General features: G+C 69.8%; 11 protein-coding genes. 9 read left to right on the plus strand and 2 right to left on the minus strand.

Annotation, left to right across the window (positions count from 1 at the left end; all coding sequences use genetic code 11):
• The first annotated feature begins 9 nt into the window (after window positions 1-9).
• The 8 genes from ACWCQ1_RS10400 (at window position 10) to ACWCQ1_RS10435 (ending at window position 11,589) form a co-directional block, all read left to right on the plus strand.
• Window positions 10-1,701 (plus strand): extracellular solute-binding protein, encoded by a 1,692-nt coding sequence (locus tag ACWCQ1_RS10400; protein WP_358595875.1) that lies wholly within the window; start codon window positions 10-12, stop codon window positions 1,699-1,701.
• A 27-nt stretch (window positions 1,702-1,728) separates the two neighbouring features.
• Window positions 1,729-2,763, plus strand: coding sequence for an ABC transporter permease (locus ACWCQ1_RS10405; RefSeq protein ID WP_133047407.1), 1,035 nt, complete (start codon window positions 1,729-1,731; stop codon window positions 2,761-2,763).
• On the plus strand, window positions 2,760-3,695 hold the full coding sequence (locus ACWCQ1_RS10410) for a carbohydrate ABC transporter permease (protein ID WP_358595878.1): 936 nt from the start codon (window positions 2,760-2,762) through the stop codon (window positions 3,693-3,695). Before ACWCQ1_RS10405 ends, ACWCQ1_RS10410 begins: the two co-directional genes overlap by 4 nt.
• Window positions 3,696-3,823: 128 nt before the next feature.
• Window positions 3,824-6,073 carry a 1,4-beta-glucanase gene (locus ACWCQ1_RS10415; RefSeq protein ID WP_451026252.1) on the plus strand — a complete coding sequence of 750 codons (2,250 nt, stop codon included), beginning with the start codon at window positions 3,824-3,826 and terminating at the stop codon, window positions 6,071-6,073.
• Window positions 6,073-8,043 carry a beta-galactosidase gene (locus tag ACWCQ1_RS10420; protein WP_451026253.1) on the plus strand — a complete coding sequence of 657 codons (1,971 nt, stop codon included), beginning with the start codon at window positions 6,073-6,075 and terminating at the stop codon, window positions 8,041-8,043. The genes ACWCQ1_RS10415 and ACWCQ1_RS10420 overlap by 1 nt, the downstream gene beginning before the upstream one ends.
• Window positions 8,040-10,235, plus strand: coding sequence for a glycosyl hydrolase family 95 catalytic domain-containing protein (locus tag ACWCQ1_RS10425; protein WP_451026254.1), 2,196 nt, complete (start codon window positions 8,040-8,042; stop codon window positions 10,233-10,235). The genes ACWCQ1_RS10420 and ACWCQ1_RS10425 overlap by 4 nt, the downstream gene beginning before the upstream one ends.
• A gap of 36 nt (window positions 10,236-10,271) precedes the next feature.
• Entirely contained in the window at window positions 10,272-10,985 is a 714-nt protein-coding gene (locus tag ACWCQ1_RS10430; protein WP_133047412.1) for a glycoside hydrolase family 12 protein, read from the plus strand.
• 34 nt (window positions 10,986-11,019) lie between these two features.
• The gene (locus ACWCQ1_RS10435; protein WP_451026255.1) at window positions 11,020-11,589 is read left to right on the plus strand and encodes a chorismate mutase; all 570 of its coding nucleotides are present in this window, start codon (window positions 11,020-11,022) and stop codon (window positions 11,587-11,589) included.
• A 26-nt stretch (window positions 11,590-11,615) separates the two neighbouring features.
• Here ACWCQ1_RS10435 and ACWCQ1_RS10440 read toward each other — a convergent pair whose 3' ends face one another.
• The gene (locus ACWCQ1_RS10440) at window positions 11,616-13,673 is read right to left on the minus strand and encodes a glycoside hydrolase family 31 protein (protein ID WP_451026256.1); all 2,058 of its coding nucleotides are present in this window, start codon (window positions 13,671-13,673) and stop codon (window positions 11,616-11,618) included.
• Between the two features lie 53 nt (window positions 13,674-13,726).
• A complete protein-coding gene (locus ACWCQ1_RS10445; protein WP_451026257.1) occupies window positions 13,727-14,746 on the minus strand; it encodes a LacI family DNA-binding transcriptional regulator in 1,020 nt (339 codons plus the stop codon).
• A gap of 292 nt (window positions 14,747-15,038) precedes the next feature.
• Between ACWCQ1_RS10445 and ACWCQ1_RS10450 the strand changes: the two genes are divergently transcribed.
• The gene (locus ACWCQ1_RS10450) at window positions 15,039-16,970 is read left to right on the plus strand and encodes an acyl-CoA dehydrogenase family protein (RefSeq protein WP_358595899.1); all 1,932 of its coding nucleotides are present in this window, start codon (window positions 15,039-15,041) and stop codon (window positions 16,968-16,970) included.
• Window positions 16,971-17,009: the final 39 nt, after the last annotated feature.

A 17,009-nucleotide genomic window follows, 5' to 3' on the forward strand; every position in this document is an offset into this window, starting at 1 on the left:
GTTGACGCAATGACGCCGAACGCCGCTTATCCCTCCGGGCCGAGCCGGAGAAGCTTCCTCGCCTCGACCGCGGTCGTCACCGCGGCGATCGCCGGCGGGATGCCGCTGCTGGCCGCGTGCGGAGGGTCGGACAGCAGCTCGCGCGGCGGGACCACCTCGGGCAAGGACGCGAAGAAACTGCTTCCGGCCTACGTGGCCAGCAACGTGGTGACGCCCGACATCCCGGCCAAGAACGGCTCGGCGATGGGCTTCACCCGTGAGCTCGCGATCGCCGACCTCAAGACCTCGGTCCCCAAGAAGCTCGGCAAGGGCGGCAAGGTCACCGTCATGTCGCCGTTCTGGGGCTCCCCGCCGAAGCAGGGCAACCCCTACTACAAGGCGATGAACGACCTGATCGGCGTCGACGTCCAGTGGCGGAACCAGGACGGCAACACCTACGACCAGAAACTCGGCGCGGTCCTCGCCTCCAGCGACATCCCGGACGTGGTCGTGATCCCCGGCTGGAACATGACCGGCCGGATACCCAGCGCCATCACGGGCAAGTTCGCCGACCTCGGCCCCTACCTGTCCGGGGACAAGGCCAAGGAGTACGCGAACCTCGCGGCGATCCCCAGCGACGCCTGGCAGCGGTCCATCTTCGGCGGCAAGCTGCTGGGCCTGCCGATGCCCGCCCCGTTCGTCCAGAACATCGTGCCCCTCTACCGCCAGGACATCTTCGACAAGGAGGGCTACGACGTCCCGAAGTCCGCCGACGAGTTCACGGCCCTGTGCAAGGAGATCACCCGGCCCAAGTCCAAGCGGTGGGCCTGCGGTGACATGAAGTGGACCGCGTTCAACACCTTCGGCGTGATCAGCGGCGGGGAGAAGTCGCTCGGCTGGACCGTGGTCGACGGCAAGATGATCAACCGTATCGAGACTCCGGAGTACCTCGAAGCGCTGGAGTGGGCGCGCAAGCTGATGGCCGCGGGTTACGTCCACCCGCAGTTCCGGCTGGGCAAGAGCCAGATCGGCGACCCCGCCCCGCTGTTCGCCGCCGGCGAGTTCCTGATCTGGAACGACGACATCTCCAACTGGTACGGCCGGCAGGCCTCCCAGATCACCCAGAACCCCGACTTCAAGGTCTGGGGCATGGACCTCTGGGGCCACGACGGCGGCACCCCGAAGCTGTGGGCCGCGAATCCGGCCGGCATCTTCGCCTTCGTCAACAAGAAGGCCTCCGAGTCCGTCATCCACGACGTCCTGGCGGTCGCCAACGTCACCGCGGCGCCGTACGGCACCAAGGAGTGGATGATGACCAACTACGGCGTCGAGGGCACCCACTACACCCTCAAGAACGGCGTGCCCGTCAAGAACGACAAGGGCAACAACGAGGTCGTCAACGCCTTCGTCATGGTCGCCAGTCCGGCCGCCACCATCGCGCACCCCGACCTCCCGGACTACACCAAGGGCATGGTCGGGTGGCAGCAGCGGATGGGCTCCTTCACCAGCAAGTCGTCCTTCTGGGGCCTGCAGGTCGCCGAGCCGAACCGTTACACCAACCTCGCCGACAACTTCGAGCAGCTCGAGGACGACATCGTCCGCGGCCACAAGAAGATCAGCGACATGCAGCAGGCCATCGCCGACTGGAAGTCGAAGGGGGGCGACAAACTGCGCGACTGGTACAAGAAGCTGCTCGACGAGAACGGCTCGGCCGCGAGCTGATCAGCCCCCGAGGCAAGGAGAACCGCCGTGTCCCACAGCACGGTGCCTCGGAGCAGTGCCGAGGCCAGCATGCTCGAGAAGACCCCGGTGGCGTCCCACGACGCCACCGGTTCCAGGGAGAAGCGACGTCCGGGGAGACTGAGCCTGCGCGTCAGGTTCCGGCGCGACCGAGTCCTGCTCCTCATGACGCTGCCGGCCGTCGTGCTGCTCCTGGTCTTCAACTACCTGCCGATCCTCGGCAACATCGTCGCCTTCCAGGACTACGACCCCTACGTCAGCGACAACGGCATCGTCTCCATCCTGCACAGCCCCTTCGTGGGACTGGAGAACTTCCAGCAGGTCTTCGCGGACTCCGCGTTCTGGAGCGCCGTCGAGAACACGCTGGTGCTGTTCCTCGTCCAGCTCGTGCTGTTCTTCCCCGTCCCGATCCTGCTCGCGCTGCTCATCAACAGCCTCGTCCGGCCCCGGGTACGGGCCGTCGCACAGGCCGTCCTCTATCTGCCGCACTTCTTCTCCTGGGTCCTGGTCATCGCCGTCTTCCAGCAGATGTTCGGCGGCGCGGGCATGCTCTCCCAACTGCTGCGGCAGCACGGCTACAACGGCTTCGACATCATGACCGACCCGAACACCTTCCCCCTCCTGGTCACCGCGCAGAGCGTCTGGAAGGACGCCGGATGGGGGATCATCGTCTTCCTCGCCGCGCTCGCCTCGGTTCCCCCGGACCTGTACGAAGCCGCCGCGATGGACGGTGCCGGCCGCTGGCGCCGGATGTGGCACGTGACGCTCCCCGCCCTGCGCCCGGTGATCGCCCTGCTTCTCGTGCTGCGCGTCGGCGACGCCCTGACCGTCGGGTTCGAACAGATCCTGCTCCAACGCGATGCCGTCGGACCGGACGCGGGTGAGGTCCTCGACACGTTCGTGTGGTGGAACGGCGTACGCAACCAGGACTTCGGCTACGCGGCCGCCGCCGGTCTGATCAAGGGCGTGGTCAGCATCGGCCTGGTCCTCACCGCGAACAAGGTGGCCCATCTCATGGGCGAGCAGGGGGTGTACAAGAAGTGACCACTGTCATCGACGAACCGGCGACCAAGCCGTACCGGTGGGCCGCAGCCGAGCGCCCGGCGTGGGAGGAGGAGCCCTCGAAGGCCGGCCTCGCGGGCAAGGGGCTGGTCCTGACGTTCGCCTGCCTGGCGGTCCTCTTCCCGCTGTGGATCGTGGTCGTCACCAGCCTCTCCTCGCGCAGGACCATCGACGAGGCGGGCGGCCTGGTGATCGTGCCCAAGGGGATCACCCTCATCGCCTACAAGGAACTGCTCAGCGGCGGTCAGGTCACCCGGGCCACGATGGTCAGCGTTCTCGTCACCCTGGTCGGCACGCTGTTCTCCATGGCGGTGTCCGTCCTGTGCGCCTACGGCCTGTCCCGCAGCGGCTCGCTCGCCCACCGCGGGATTCTCATGACGCTGCTGGCGACCATGTTCTTCAGCGCCGGCCTCATCCCCACCTATCTGCTGGTGCAGTCCGTCGGCCTGACGGACTCCTACCTCGCGCTGATCCTGCCGAGCGCGGTGAGCGTCTTCAACATCCTGGTCCTGCGCGGGTTCTTCATGGGGATCTCGCAGGAACTCATCGACAGCGCGCGCATCGACGGGGCCGGGGACTTCCGGATCCTGTGGACGATCGTGATGCCGCTGTCACGGGCCGTCCTCGCGGTGATCACGCTGTTCTACGCCGTCGGGTACTGGAGTGCCTGGTTCAACGCCTCGCTCTACCTGAACGACCAGGACAAGATGCCGTTGCAGAACGTCATGATCCAACTGGTGCAGAGGCAGCAGCAGCCGGTCGGGCTGGGGCAGGCCATCAGGACCGGTCAGCTGTCCGGGCTCGCCATCCAGATGGCGGTCATGGTGATGGCGCTGCTGCCGGTGGCTGTGCTGTCGCCGTTCGTGCAGCGGCATTTCAAGAAGGGGATGTTGACCGGAGCGGTGAAGGGGTGACCGGCGCCCACTGAAGTGGGGGCTGTTGTCCGACGGCGGCTGCGGGTTGTCAGTGGCTGGTCGCGCCGTTCCCCGCGCCCCTTTGGGGCGCTCTCCAGACCGTCGATAATGAGAACGAGGTATGTGTCATGTTCACGTCCCGTCTGAGTCGCCGGGCCGTTCTTGCCGGTACCGCTGCTGCTGCAGTCACCACCGTGCCGTTTCTTCCCGGCCCTGCGCAAGCAGCCGGAGCCCCCGCCACTGCCCCCTCCTACCGCTGGCGCAACGCCGTCATCGGAGGGACCGGGTTCGTGACCGGTGTGCTGTTCCATCCTGCCGTCCCCGGTCTCGCCTACGCCCGTACCGACATCGGCGGGGCCTATCGCTGGGACGATCGCTCCGCGCGCTGGATCCCCCTCATCGATCACATCGGGTGGGACGACTGGAACCTGCTGGGCGTCGAGGCGATCGCCGTCGATCCCGTTCACCCGGACCGGCTTTATCTCGCTCTCGGCACCTACACGCAGTCCTGGGCGGGCAACGGTGCCGTCCTGCGGTCCGAGGACAGGGGCGTGACCTGGAGCCGTAGCGACCTGACCGTGAAGCTCGGTGCCAATGAGGACGGGCGGGGGGCGGGGGAGCGGTTGCTCGTCGATCCCCGGGACAGTGACGTGCTGTGGCTGGGGACGCGGCACGACGGGCTCCTGAAGTCCACTGACCGTGGCGCGACCTGGGCGGCCGTCAGCTCCTTCCCGGGCATCCCGAGCGCGGGCGGGCAGGGCGTGACCCTGCTCGTCGCCGTCGGGCGCCGCGTCCATGCCGGGTGGGGAGACGGAGACGGCTCCTCCCCGAACCTCTTCCGGACCGCCGACGGCAGCAGGTGGGAAGCCGTGCCCGGGCAGCCCTCCGGTGCGTCCGCCAAGGTGCCGATCCGGGCCGCGTACGACTGCCACGCCCGTGAGCTGTACGTGACGTACGCCGACGCGCCCGGGCCCAACGGGCAGGCGAACGGCAGTGTGCACAAGCTCGCCACCGGCAGCGGGAAGTGGACCGAGGTCACCCCCGTGAAGCCCGGCGGGACCGCCGATGGGGGCACCGCCCGCTCGAGCGAAGCCGAGAGTGGGGGAGGGTCCGCCGACACCTTCGGCTACGGCGGTGTCGCCGTCGACGCCCGTCGTCCCGGGACCGTCGTCGTCTCCACCAACAACCGGTGGGCGGCCGTGGACACCCTGTACCGGACCACCGACGGCGGTCGCAGCTGGACCTCCCTCAAGGACAAGGCGGTCCTCGACGTCTCCGAGACCCCCTTTCTCACGTTCGGCGCCGAGCAGCCGAAGTTCGGCTGGTGGATCCAGGCCGTCGCCGTCGATCCGTACGACTCCCGGCATGTCGTGTACGGCACCGGCGCGACGCTCTACGGCACACGGGACCTCGTCCACTGGGCTCCGCGGATCCGGGGCCTGGAGGAGACGTCCGTGCGTCAGCTGATCTCGCCCCCGGTCGGGGAGGCGCACCTGATCAGCGGGTCCGGGGACATCGGCGTGCTGTACCACGAGCGGCTCACCGCCTCGCCCTCCCGCGGCACGGCGACGAACCCCGTGTTCGGGTCGGCGACGGGACTCGCGCAGGCCGCGGACAGGCCGGCGTACGTGGTGCGCACCGGCTGGGGCGACAACGGCAACGGCGCGTACTCGAACGACGGCGGACGGACCTGGGCGCCCTTCGCGGGCTCGCCCTCCATCGCGCACGACGCACCGGGGCCGATCGCCATCAACGCCGACGGCAGTGTGCTGCTGTGGTCCTTCGTGCACTGGGACGGCACGAAGTACGCTGCTCACCGCTCGGCGGACAACGGCACGACCTGGACCGAGATCTCCTCCTTCCCGAAGGGCGCCACGCCGGTCGCCGACCCGGCCGACCCGACGCTCTTCTACGCGTACGACACCGATACAGGAACGCTACTCGCCAGCACTGACAGTGGCCGTTCCTTCACCGTACGTGCGAGCGGGCTGCCCTCCGGCGACAGTCAGTTCAAGGTGGTCGCGGCGCCCGGGCGCTCCGGTGACCTGTGGCTGAGCGCCAAGGGGAACGGGCTTTTCCGGTCCGTCGACGGCGGTGCCACCTTCTCGAAGGTGGACAGCTGCAGGGCCTCGTACACGCTGGGCTTCGGCAAGGCCGCCGACGGGGCGGATTATCCGGCTGTCTACCAGGTGGGTTCGACCGAGAGCGGCACCGCCGTCCACCGCTCCGACGACGGTGCCAGGACCTGGGTGCGGATCAATGACGACCGGCATCAGTGGGGGTACATCGGCGATGTGATCGTCGGTGATCCCCGGATCCACGGGCGGGTCTACCTCGCCACCAACGGGCGGGGGATCCAGTACGGGGAGCCCGTCTGATGCCGGGGCTCGGTGACGCCACCCGTGGCCGCATCCTCTTCGGCGGCGACTACAACCCGGAGCAGTGGCCCGAGGAGACCTGGTACGAGGACGTCCGGCTGATGAAGGACGCCGGCGTCAACTCCGTCACCCTCGGCGTCTTCTCCTGGTCGAAGCTCGAACCCCGGCCGGGGGAGCGGGACTTCGGCTGGCTGGACCGTTTGACGGACCTCCTGCACGACAACGGCATCGGTGTCGTCCTCGCCACCCCGACCTCCTCGCCGCCGCCCTGGCTGGGACACCTCCACCCCGAGACCCTGCCCCGTGACGAGGACGGCCGTGTCGAGTGGTGGGGCGGACGGCAGCACTTCTCGCACTCCAGCGCCGTCTACCGCCGCTACGCCGCCGCCATCACCGAGGACCTCGCCGCCCGCTACGGCGGCCACCCCGCCCTCACCATGTGGCACATCAACAACGAGTACTGCACCTACGACTGGGGCGACGAGGCCGCCGCCCGCTTCCGCGACTGGCTGCGGACGAGGTACGGCACGCTCGACGCCCTCAACTCCGCCTGGGGAACCGCCTTCTGGAGCCAGGGATACGGGTCGTGGGAGGAGGTGCTGCCGCCGCGCCACGCCCACTATCTGAAGAACCCCGGGCAGGTGCTGGACTTCAAGCGGTTCACCTCCGACATGCTCCTGGAGTGCTACGTCGCCGAGCGGGACATCGTCCGCCGGCACTCCCCGGCCCACATCCCGGTCACCACCAACTTCATGCCGCTGTGGGCCGGACAGGACGCCTGGCGGTGGGCCGAGGAGGAGGACGTCGTCTCCGTCGACCTGTATCCCGACCCGCGTGACCCGTTCGGCGCCCAGCACGGCGCCCTCGTACAGGACATGACCCGCTCACAGGCCCGCGGTCCCTGGATGCTGATGGAGCAGGCGGCCGGGCCGGTGAACTGGCGGGGGGTCAACCACCCCAAGCCGCGCGGACTCAACCGGCTCTGGTCCCTCCAGGCCGTCGCCCGCGGCGCCGACGCCGTCTGCTACTTCCAGTGGCGGCAGTCACGACAGGGCGCGGAGAAGTTCCACTCCGGGATGGTCCCTCACGCGGGGGAGGAGGGGCGCACCTTCCAGGAGATCAAGCGGATCGGTGCCGAACTCGCGCGCGTCGGCGGCGAGGTGGCGGGCAGTCACACCGACGGCGACATCGCGATCCTTCACGACTGGCACTCCTGGTGGGCCGCCTCCCACGAGGGCCGGCTCTCCACCGAGGTCGACCACCCGCAGCTCCTCACCGCCTGGCACCGGGCGCTCTGGCAGGCCCACCTCGCCACCGACTTCGCCCACCCCGAGCACGACCTCACCCGGTACAAGCTGGTCGTCGTCCCGCAGTCGTACGCCCTCACGGACGCGGCGACCGACAACCTCCTCTCCTACGTCCGCGGCGGCGGAACCCTCGTCTGCGGTTTCCTGACCGGCGTCGCCGACCAGGACGACCGGGTGCGCCCCGGCGGCATGGACGCCCGGCTGCGCGCACTGCTCGGCATCCGCACGCTGCACGAGTGGTGGCCGCTGGACGAGGACGAGACGGTCGAGACCGACCGGTTCCGCGGGATCCTGTGGTCGGAGGAGATCGACCCCGCCGAGGACGCCTCGGTGGAGGCCGTGTACAAGGGCGGGGAACTCGACGGCCTGCCCGCCGTGCTGCGCAACGGCCGTGCCTGGTACGTCTCCACGCTCCCCGAGCCGCACGCGCTGCGTGTCCTGCTCGCCCGGATCGCGGCCGGGGCGGGGGTCCGTCCCGTCCTCGACGGTCTGCCGGACCAGGTCGAGGCGGTCCGCCGCGGGGATCTGCTCTTCCTGCTCAACCACGGGCGGGAATCGGTGGCCGTGGAGGTCCCGGGCAGCCATCAGGACGTGCTCACGGGGGTGAAAGTCGGGGGCGAGGTCACACTCGACCGGTACGGCGTGGTGGTGTTGCGCCCATGACCATCACGCACGGTACCTGGGAACCCCGCCCCGCAGAACGCTGGGAGGACGGCTTCCTCAGCGGCAACGGCCACCACGGCGCTCTTGTGTTCGGCGATCCGGACGACGAGCGGACCGTCGTCACCCATCACGCCCTCGTCCGCCCGAACGGCGGGGAGAAGGCTCGTCCGCCCCGGCTCGCCGCGCAACTGCCACTGCTGAAGGATCAGTTGCTCGCGGGCGAGCTGCGCGCCGCCGAGGCATTCACCGACGGCCGGGACCTGCAGTGGGTGCAGCCCTTCCATCCCGCCTTCCAGGTACGGCTGCGCAGGGCGCCCGGCGAGGAGCCGCACCGCTACCGCCGCTCGGTCGACTTCACGACCGGTGTCGTCGAGACGGAGTGCGGTGCCCGGCACAGCCGGGTGTTCGTGTCGCGGGCCGACGACGTGATCGTCCAGTACACAAGCGGCGGCGACCTCGACATCGCCCTGGACCACCGCCTCCCCGGCGCGCCCCACGGGCTCGCCGTCGGGGACGGTGCCGTGCTCACCCCCGAGGGCGCCCTCCTCACGCTGCGCGTCCGCTACCCCGGCAGCGAGACGGCGTACACCGGGCTCACCCTCGTCGTGACCAAGGGCGGCCGCACGGCGCTCGCCCCGCCCGGGGTCCGGATCACCGGCGCCGCGTCGGTGCTCCTGCTGACCCGGGTCCTGCGGCACACCGGTGAACTGGACACCACCCCGCACGCCCGCGCCCTGCGCGACACGCTGCCCGACGCCGAGGACCCGTACACCGTCCTCCTGGACCGTCACACCGCCTTGCACCGCACCGCCTATGAGCGCGTGAGCCTCGACCTCGGCGCCGATCCCGCCCAACGTGCGCTGCCGGGTTCTGAGTTGCTGGCCCTCCCCGACAGCCCCGCCCTGCTGGAGCGTCTCTTCGCCGCCGGCCGCTACCACCTGCTCTCCGCGAGCGGCCTCAACCCGCCCCGGCTGACCGGGCTGTGGACCGGCGACTGGGACACCGGCTGGTCCGGCGCCTTCACCAACGACGCCAACCTCAACCTCCAGACCGCGTCCGCGGCGGCAGCCGCGCTGCCCGAAGTGACACGGGCCCACGCGTCGCTGATCCATCGTCAGCTCGACGACTGGGCCGTCAACGCCCGTACGGTCTTCGGCGCCCGGGGCGTGGTCGCCCCCGCCCACACCGACGGCGAGTCGGGGCTGTCGTACCACTTCAGCCGCGAGTACCCGCTGCATCTGTGGACGGCCGGCGCCGACTGGCTGCTCAAGCCGCTCGTCGACCACGACGAGACCGACGGCTCCCGCGAACGGCAAACCGCGCACGCCCTCGGCCAGGTCGCCCTCTTCTACGAGGACTTCCTCGACCGTGTCGACGAGGACGGCCATCTCGTCGTGGTTCCCTCCTACTCACCCGAGAACCGTCCGGCGAACGCGAGTTGGGGCGCCATCAACGCGGCGATGGACCTCTCGGCCGCCCGGCACGCCCTGCTCACCGCCGCCGAATACCACCCCGGCACCCCGGAGGCCGACCGGTGGCGTGCCCTCGCCGAACGGCTGCCCCCGCACCGGATCAACGCGGACGGCGCCCTCGCCGAATGGGCCTGGCCCGGCCTCGACGACTCCTACGACCACCGCCATCTCAGCCACCTCTACGGCGTCTGGCCGCTCGACGAGATCAACCCCTACGACACCCCGGACCTCGCGGCGGCCGCTCACCGCGCCCTCGAACTGCGCGGCGCCGAGAACGACTCCGCGCACGGCCATCTGCACCACGCCCTGATCGCCGCCCGGCTGTGCGACGGAGAACGGGTCGCCCACGCCCTCGGTCAGGTCCTGGGGGGCGACTTCTTCCACACCTCGCTGATGAGCGCGCACTACCCGAACCGGGACGTCTACAACGCGGACGCCGCGCACACCCTGCCCGCCGTGCTCCTGGAGATGCTCGTCCAGTCCACCCCGGACCGTCTGGTCCTGCTGCCCGCACTCCCGGCCGCCTGCCCGACGGGGCAACTCGTCGGTGTCCGGACCCGGTTCGGAGCCGACCTCGACCTCACCTGGAACCGCCAGGAAGCGACCGCGGTGATCCGCCCCACCCGGACCCTCCGCGTCGAACTGCGGACTTCCTCCGGCGCGCGACCGCTCGACCTCGTCGCCGGAGAAGACCACGTCCTCACCCTGGGGGCGTGGTAACCCCCGCAAAATCCCCCCACCCATGGAAGGGACACCATGGCACACAGCACCCTGCGCAAGGTCACCATGGCCGTGCTGGCCCCGGCGATGGCCCTCGGCGCCACCGTCGGCCTCGCGTCCGCCCCCGCCTCCGCCGCCGTCTGGAGCTCCTGCGACCAGTGGGGCAACACCACGCTGAACGGCTACACGCTCTACAACAACATCTGGGGTTCCGGCGCCGGCAGCCAGTGCATCTGGGCCAACTCCGGCACCAACTGGGGCGTCAACGCCAACCACCCCAACACCGGCGGCATCAAGTCCTACCCCAACGCCAAGAAGGTGATCAACAAGTCGATCACCTCGCTCGCCTCGCTCACCAGCGGCTACAACGTCTCGGTCCCGTCGTCCGGCGCCTACAACACGTCGTACGACATCTGGGACACCGGCTACAAGTACGAGATCATGCTCTGGGTCAACAAGACCGGTGCCGTGGGCCCGCTCGGCACCTCGCAGGGCAACGTCACGCTCGGCGGCCACACCTGGACCGTCTACAAGGGCAACAACGGCTCCAACGAGGTCTTTTCCTTCGTCCGCACCTCGAACTCGACCTCCGGCACGGTCAACGTCCTGCCCATCCTGAAGTGGATCAAGGACACCAAGGGCTGGTTCGGCAACGTCACCATCGGGGATCTGCAGTTCGGCTTCGAGATCACGTCGTCCTCCGGTGGCCTGAACTTCACCGTCAACAGCGAGAGTGTCAGCAGCAGTTGACCCGAAGGTCGGCGGGCTGGGGTTTGATGAGCCCATGCGCATCACCACCCCCCTGAGCACCACAGCGATCGCCGCCGCCGCGCTGCTCGCCCTGCCGGGCACCGCGACGGCGGCCCCCACGTCCTCTCCGCTGCTTCCCGTGGTCTCCCTGGCCGCCGAACGCGTCGCCACCGCCGACCTGGTGGCCGCCGCCAAGTGGGGCACCGACAGCCCCATCGACGACCCGGCCCGAGAGCAGCAGGTCCTGGACACGGCGGCCGCGCAGGCCCAGCGGATCGGTGCCGACCCCGACGAGATCCGCCGCGTCTTCCGCGACCAGATCGAGGCCAACAAGATCGTCCAGCGTGCCCTCTACGCCCGCTGGACGGCCCACCCGGACCAGGCGCCGACCACCAAGCCGGACCTGAACGTCGTCCGCCAGACCATCAACCGCATCAACACCGACCTGGTCCAGGCCGTCGCCGACTCCACCCCGCAGCGCGGCACGGCACTCTGCCGCCCCGACGTCGCGGTGGCGGTCATCGAGGTCTCCTCCGCCAAGCACCCGGACCTTCTGCACACGGGGGCACTGGTACGGTCCCTGGCCTCCGTCTGCCGTAACTGACACCTCGGGATCCGGCCACGCCGGTCTCAGGGGCGCGGTGGCTCGTCCGCAGCGATCGGAAGCCGCGCCCCGTCCCGCAGGAACAGCGGGATACGGTCCAGCGGCGCGTCGACCGTCACCGGCGAACCGCCCTCGTACACCTCGCCCGTCCACGCGTCCGTCCATGTCGACCCCGCCGGCAGATACGTGCCGCGGGTGGTCCCGCCCGCCTCCAGCACAGGGGCCACCAGCAGGTCCCGTCCGAACAGATAGGCGTCGTCGACCGACCAGGCCGCCGGGTCCTCCGGGAACTCCAGGAACAGGGGCCGCATCACCGGCAGCCCCTCCTCGTGCGCCTCCCGCATGACCTCCAGCACGTACGGCCTCAGACGCTCACGCAGACGCAGATACCGCTCCAGGATCGCGCCCGCCTCCTCCCCGTACGACCAGACCTCGTTCGGACCGCCGGTCATCTCCGGGCCGAGCGGCATCGCCGGGGCACGGAAGCCGTGCAGCCGCATCAGCGGGGACAGCGCCCCGAACTGGAACCAGCGCACCATGACCTCGCGGTACGCCGGATCGTCGGGGTCGCCGCCGTGGAAGCCGCCGATGTCCGTGTTCCACCAGGGGATGCCGGACAGCGCGGTGTTCAGCCCCGCCGCGATCTGCCGCCGCAGCGTCGCGAAGTCCGTGCCGATGTCCCCGGACCACAGGGCGGCGCCATAGCGCTGACTGCCCGCCCACGCCGAGCGGTTGAGGGTGATGACCTCCTCGCCCTCGGCCCGCAGACCCTCGTGGAACGTCCGGGAGTTCTCGGCCGGATAGATGTTGCCGACCTCCAGCCCCGGTCCCGCCCAGTACCGCAGGTTCTCCTGGAAACCCGGCTTCAGCTCGGGCTCACAGGCGTCCAGCCAGAACGCCGTGATGCCGTACGGCAGCAGGTAGTTGTCCCGCACCCTCGACCACACGAATTCCCGCGCCTCAGGGTTCGTCGCGTCGTAGAAGGCCACCTGGACCGTCGACGCGACCCCCTTGTCCGGCCAGTCGGCGTGCGCCATCGGCCCGTACTGCGTGCCGATGAAGTAGCCGCGCTGCTCCATCACCGGATGGTTCTCGCTGAGCGGCGACACCGACGGCCACACGCTGACCACCAACTTGATGCCCAGCTCGTCCAGTTCACGGACCATCGCCGCCGGGTCCGGCCACTCGGCCGGGTCGAACCTCCACTCGCCGAGGTGCGTCCAGTGGAAGAAGTCGCACACGATCGCCGAGATCGGCAGCCCCCGACGCCTGTACTCCCGCGCCACCCGCAGGAGTTCCTCCTGCGTCCGGTAGCGCAGCTTGCACTGCCAGAAGCCCGCCGCCCACTCCGGCAGCATCGGCGTCCGGCCCGTCACCGCGCTGTAGCGGCGCTGACCGTCGGCCGGACTCCCCGCGGTGATCCAGTAGTCGATCTGCCGGGCCGAGTCGGCCACCCACCGGGTGCCGTTCCCGGCCAGCTCAACCCGGCCGATCGCCGGGTTGTTCCACAGGAAGGTGTAGCCGCGGCTGGAGGACAGCACCGGGATGCCGACCTCGGCATTGCGCTGCACCAGATCCAGGACCAGCCCCTTCTGGTCGAAGCGGCCGTGCTGGTGCTGGCCCAGCCCGTACAGCCGCTCGTCGTCGTAGGCGGCGAAGCGCTGCTCGAGACGGTGGTGGCCGTTGCCCACGGCCGTGTACAGCCGCGACCCCGGCCACCAGAAATGGGCGCGCTCCTCCGCCAGCACCTCGCCGCCGTCCTCGGTGCGCAGGAAACGGAGCAGGCCCTCGGCGCTCACCTCGACGGTCAGCGCGCCGACGGTCAACCGCCCCTCCCCGTCACCGATCTTGATGCTGCTCTCGGTGGCCGGCGCCGCGTCGAGCAGCGCGCCCGGCAGCCCCTCGAGGACCGGCCCGCCGAGCCGGGCACGCACCCGGACCGCGTCCGGACCCCACGGCTCCACGCGCAGGGTCTCCTGGCGGCCGCTCCACTCCAGCGCGCCGTCCCGCTCACGGAAGGTGCCGACGGTGGGCGACGACTGCGCGAGGCTGACCTGATGCCGCTGATCGGCGGGCTGGTTCACGAAGGGTGCTCCCGGAAGTTCGTGCGGGTGCCGGCGGGCACCCGGAAGCGGGGTCAGGAAGTACGGCCGGAAGGCGCCGGGCCCGTACTCGCCCGGACCGTCAACTCGGGTGCGATCAGCACCACTTCGTCCGTGCCCCGGCCGTCGAGCTTGGCGACGAGGTGCTCCACGGCGTACCGGCCCATCTCCTGCGCGGGGATGGCGACGGACGTCAGCCGCACCGAGGCCTGGACGGCGACCTGTTCCGGACAGACCGCCACCACGGACACGTCCTCGGGAACGGCACGGCCCTGCTGACGCAACAGGGCGAGCAGGGGCTCCACCGCCGACTCGTTCTGCACGACGAACCCGGTGGTGCCCGGGCGCTCGTCCAGGATGCGGGCGAGCGTCACGGCCATCGCGTCGTACCCGCCCTCGCACGGCCGGTGCAGCAGCCGCACCCCCAACTCCCGGGCGCGCGAACGGAGTCCGTCCAGCGTGCGCTCCGCGAAACCGGTGTGCCGCTCGTAGACCGCCGGGGCCTCGCCTATGACAGCGATGTCACGGTGACCGAGCATCGCCAGATGCTCCACACACAGCGCGCCCGTCGCCCGGAAGTCCAGGTCGACACAGGTCAGACCGGTCGTCTCGGCGGGCAGCCCGATCAGCACCGACGGCTGGTCGGTGCCGCGCAGCAACGGCAGCCGCACGTCGTCGAGTTCGACGTCCATCAGGATCATCGCGTCCGCCAGCCCGCTGCCAGTGACCCGGCGGACGGCGTCCGGGCCCTCCTCGCCGGTCAGCAGCAGCACGTCGTACCCATGGGTGCGGGCCGTCGTGGCCACCGCAATGGCGATCTCCATCATCACCGGCACATACATGTCGGTGCGCAGCGGGACCATCAGCGCGATGATGTTCGACCTGCTGCTGGCGAGCGCCCGGGCGCCCGCGTTCGGGTGGTAGCCGAGCTCGCGGATGCTCTGCTCGACCCGCTGCCGGGTGGTCGCGGAGATGGACCGCTTGCCGCTGAGGACATAGCTCACCGTGCTCGCCGAGACTCCGGCGTGCTGGGCGACCTCGGCGAGGGTGACCATCCAGCTCTCCAAGCGGTGTGAAGCGCTTCGACAGTGCGCATGACTGACAGGGGTGGGTGTGGGGGTGGTTCGACACTAGCTCTGCCGCCCCTGGGTGTCCATAGTCTGTCGAAGCGCTTCGACAGCATTTCTCGCACCAACACGACAACGGTGGATGCCAGCCTAGACACCCCTTCGGCCGAACGGCCGCGCGAAGGGTGGTGGGGTCGCCCGGTATCGGGTACATACGATCGGGTAGCACCCGTCGGTAACCAATACGCCCAAGATCCCCCTTCGCGACGAGGTGAGCCGCATGTCCGCCAGTACCACCAAGCCCACCGTCTCCGAACGTGAGGCCCGCCAGGTGGCCGAGGCGGCCCGGGAACAGGAATGGCGCAAGCCCAGCTTCGCCAAGGAACTGTTCCTCGGCCGCTTCCGCCTCGACCTGGTCCACCCCCACCCCACCCCCTCCACCGAGGCCGCCCAGCGCGGCGAGGAGTTCCTCGCCAAGCTCCGCGACTTCTGCGAGACCAAGGTCGACGGCGCCCTCATCGAACGCGAGGGCCGCATCCCCGACGAGGTCATCAACGGCCTCAAGGAGATCGGCGCCCTCGGCATGAAGATCGACACCAAGTACGGCGGCCTCGGCCTCACCCAGGTGTACTACAACAAGGCCCTCACCCTGGCGGGCTCCGCGTCCCCGGCCATCGGCGTCCTGCTCTCGGCACATCAGTCGATCGGCGTACCCCAGCCGCTCAAGTTGTTCGGCACCCAGGAACAGAAGGAACAGTTCCTGCCCCGGTGCGCCCGCACCGACATCAGCGCCTTCCTCCTCACCGAACCGGACGTCGGCTCCGACCCCGCCCGCCTCGCCACCACCGCGGTACGCGACGGCGACGACTACGTCCTCGACGGCGTCAAACTCTGGACCACCAACGGCGTCGTCGCCGACCTCCTCGTCGTCATGGCCCGCGTCCCCCGGAGCGAGGGCCACAAGGGCGGCATCACCGCCTTCGTCGTCGAGACCAACTCACCCGGCATCACCGTCGAGAACCGCAACGCCTTCATGGGCCTGCGCGGCATCGAGAACGGCGTCACCCGCTTCCACCAGGTCCGCGTCCCCGCCGCCAACCGCATCGGCCCCGAGGGCGCCGGCCTGAAGATCGCGCTCACCACCCTCAACACCGGCCGCCTCTCCCTCCCCGCCTCCTGCGTCGCCGCCGGCAAGTGGTGCCTGAAGATCGCCCGCGAATGGTCCGCCGCCCGCGAGCAGTGGGGCAAGCCGATCGCCCAGCACGAAGCCGTCGGCGCCAAGATCTCCTTCATCGCCGCCACCACCTTCGCCCTGGAGGCCGTACTCGACCTGTCCTCCCAGATGGCCGACGAGGACCGCAACGACATCCGCATCGAAGGCGCCCTCGCCAAGCTCTACGCCTCCGAGATGGGCTGGCTCATCGCCGACGAACTCGTCCAGATCCGCGGCGGCCGCGGCTTCGAGACGGCGGACTCCCTCCGGGCCCGCGGCGAACGCGCCGTCCCCGCCGAACAGGTCCTGCGCGACCTGCGCATCAACCGCATCTTCGAGGGCTCAACCGAGATCATGCACCTCCTCATCGCCCGCGAGGCCGTCGACGCCCACCTGTCCGTCGCCGGCGACCTCATCGACCCCGACAAGTCCCTCCAGGACAAGGCCAAAGCAGGCATGGGCGCGGGCGTCTTCTACGCCAAGTGGCTGCCGAAACTCGTCGCCGGGCCGGGTCAACTCCCCGCCTCCTACAGCGAGTTCAAGCGGGAGGTCGACCTCTCCGTACACCTGCGCTACGTCGAACGGCACGCCCGCAAGCTCGCCCGCGCCACCTTCTACGCCATGTCCCGCTGGCAGGGGAAGATGGAGACCAAACAGGGCTTCCTCGGCCGGATCGTCGACATCGGCGCCGAACTGTTCGCGATGAGCGCCGCCTGCGTCCGCGCCGAACTCCTGCGCAGCCAGGGCGACCACGGCCGCGAGGCCTACCAGCTCGCCGACGTCTTCTGCCGCCAGGCCCGCATCCGCGTCGAGGAACTCTTCAACCGGCTGTGGACCAACACCGACGACGTCGACCGCAAACTCGTCAAGGGCGTCATGTCCGGCACCTACGCATGGCTCGAACAGGGCATCGTCGACCCCTCCGGCGAAGGCCCCTGGATCGCCGAGGCCGCCCCCGGCCCCTCCGAGAAGGAGAACGTCCACCGCCCCATCGGCTGACCGACACGACGAAGAAGCTCGGGGCTGAGACTGACCGAA

The sequence above is a fragment of the Streptomyces sp. NPDC002144 genome (genome assembly GCF_053593695.1).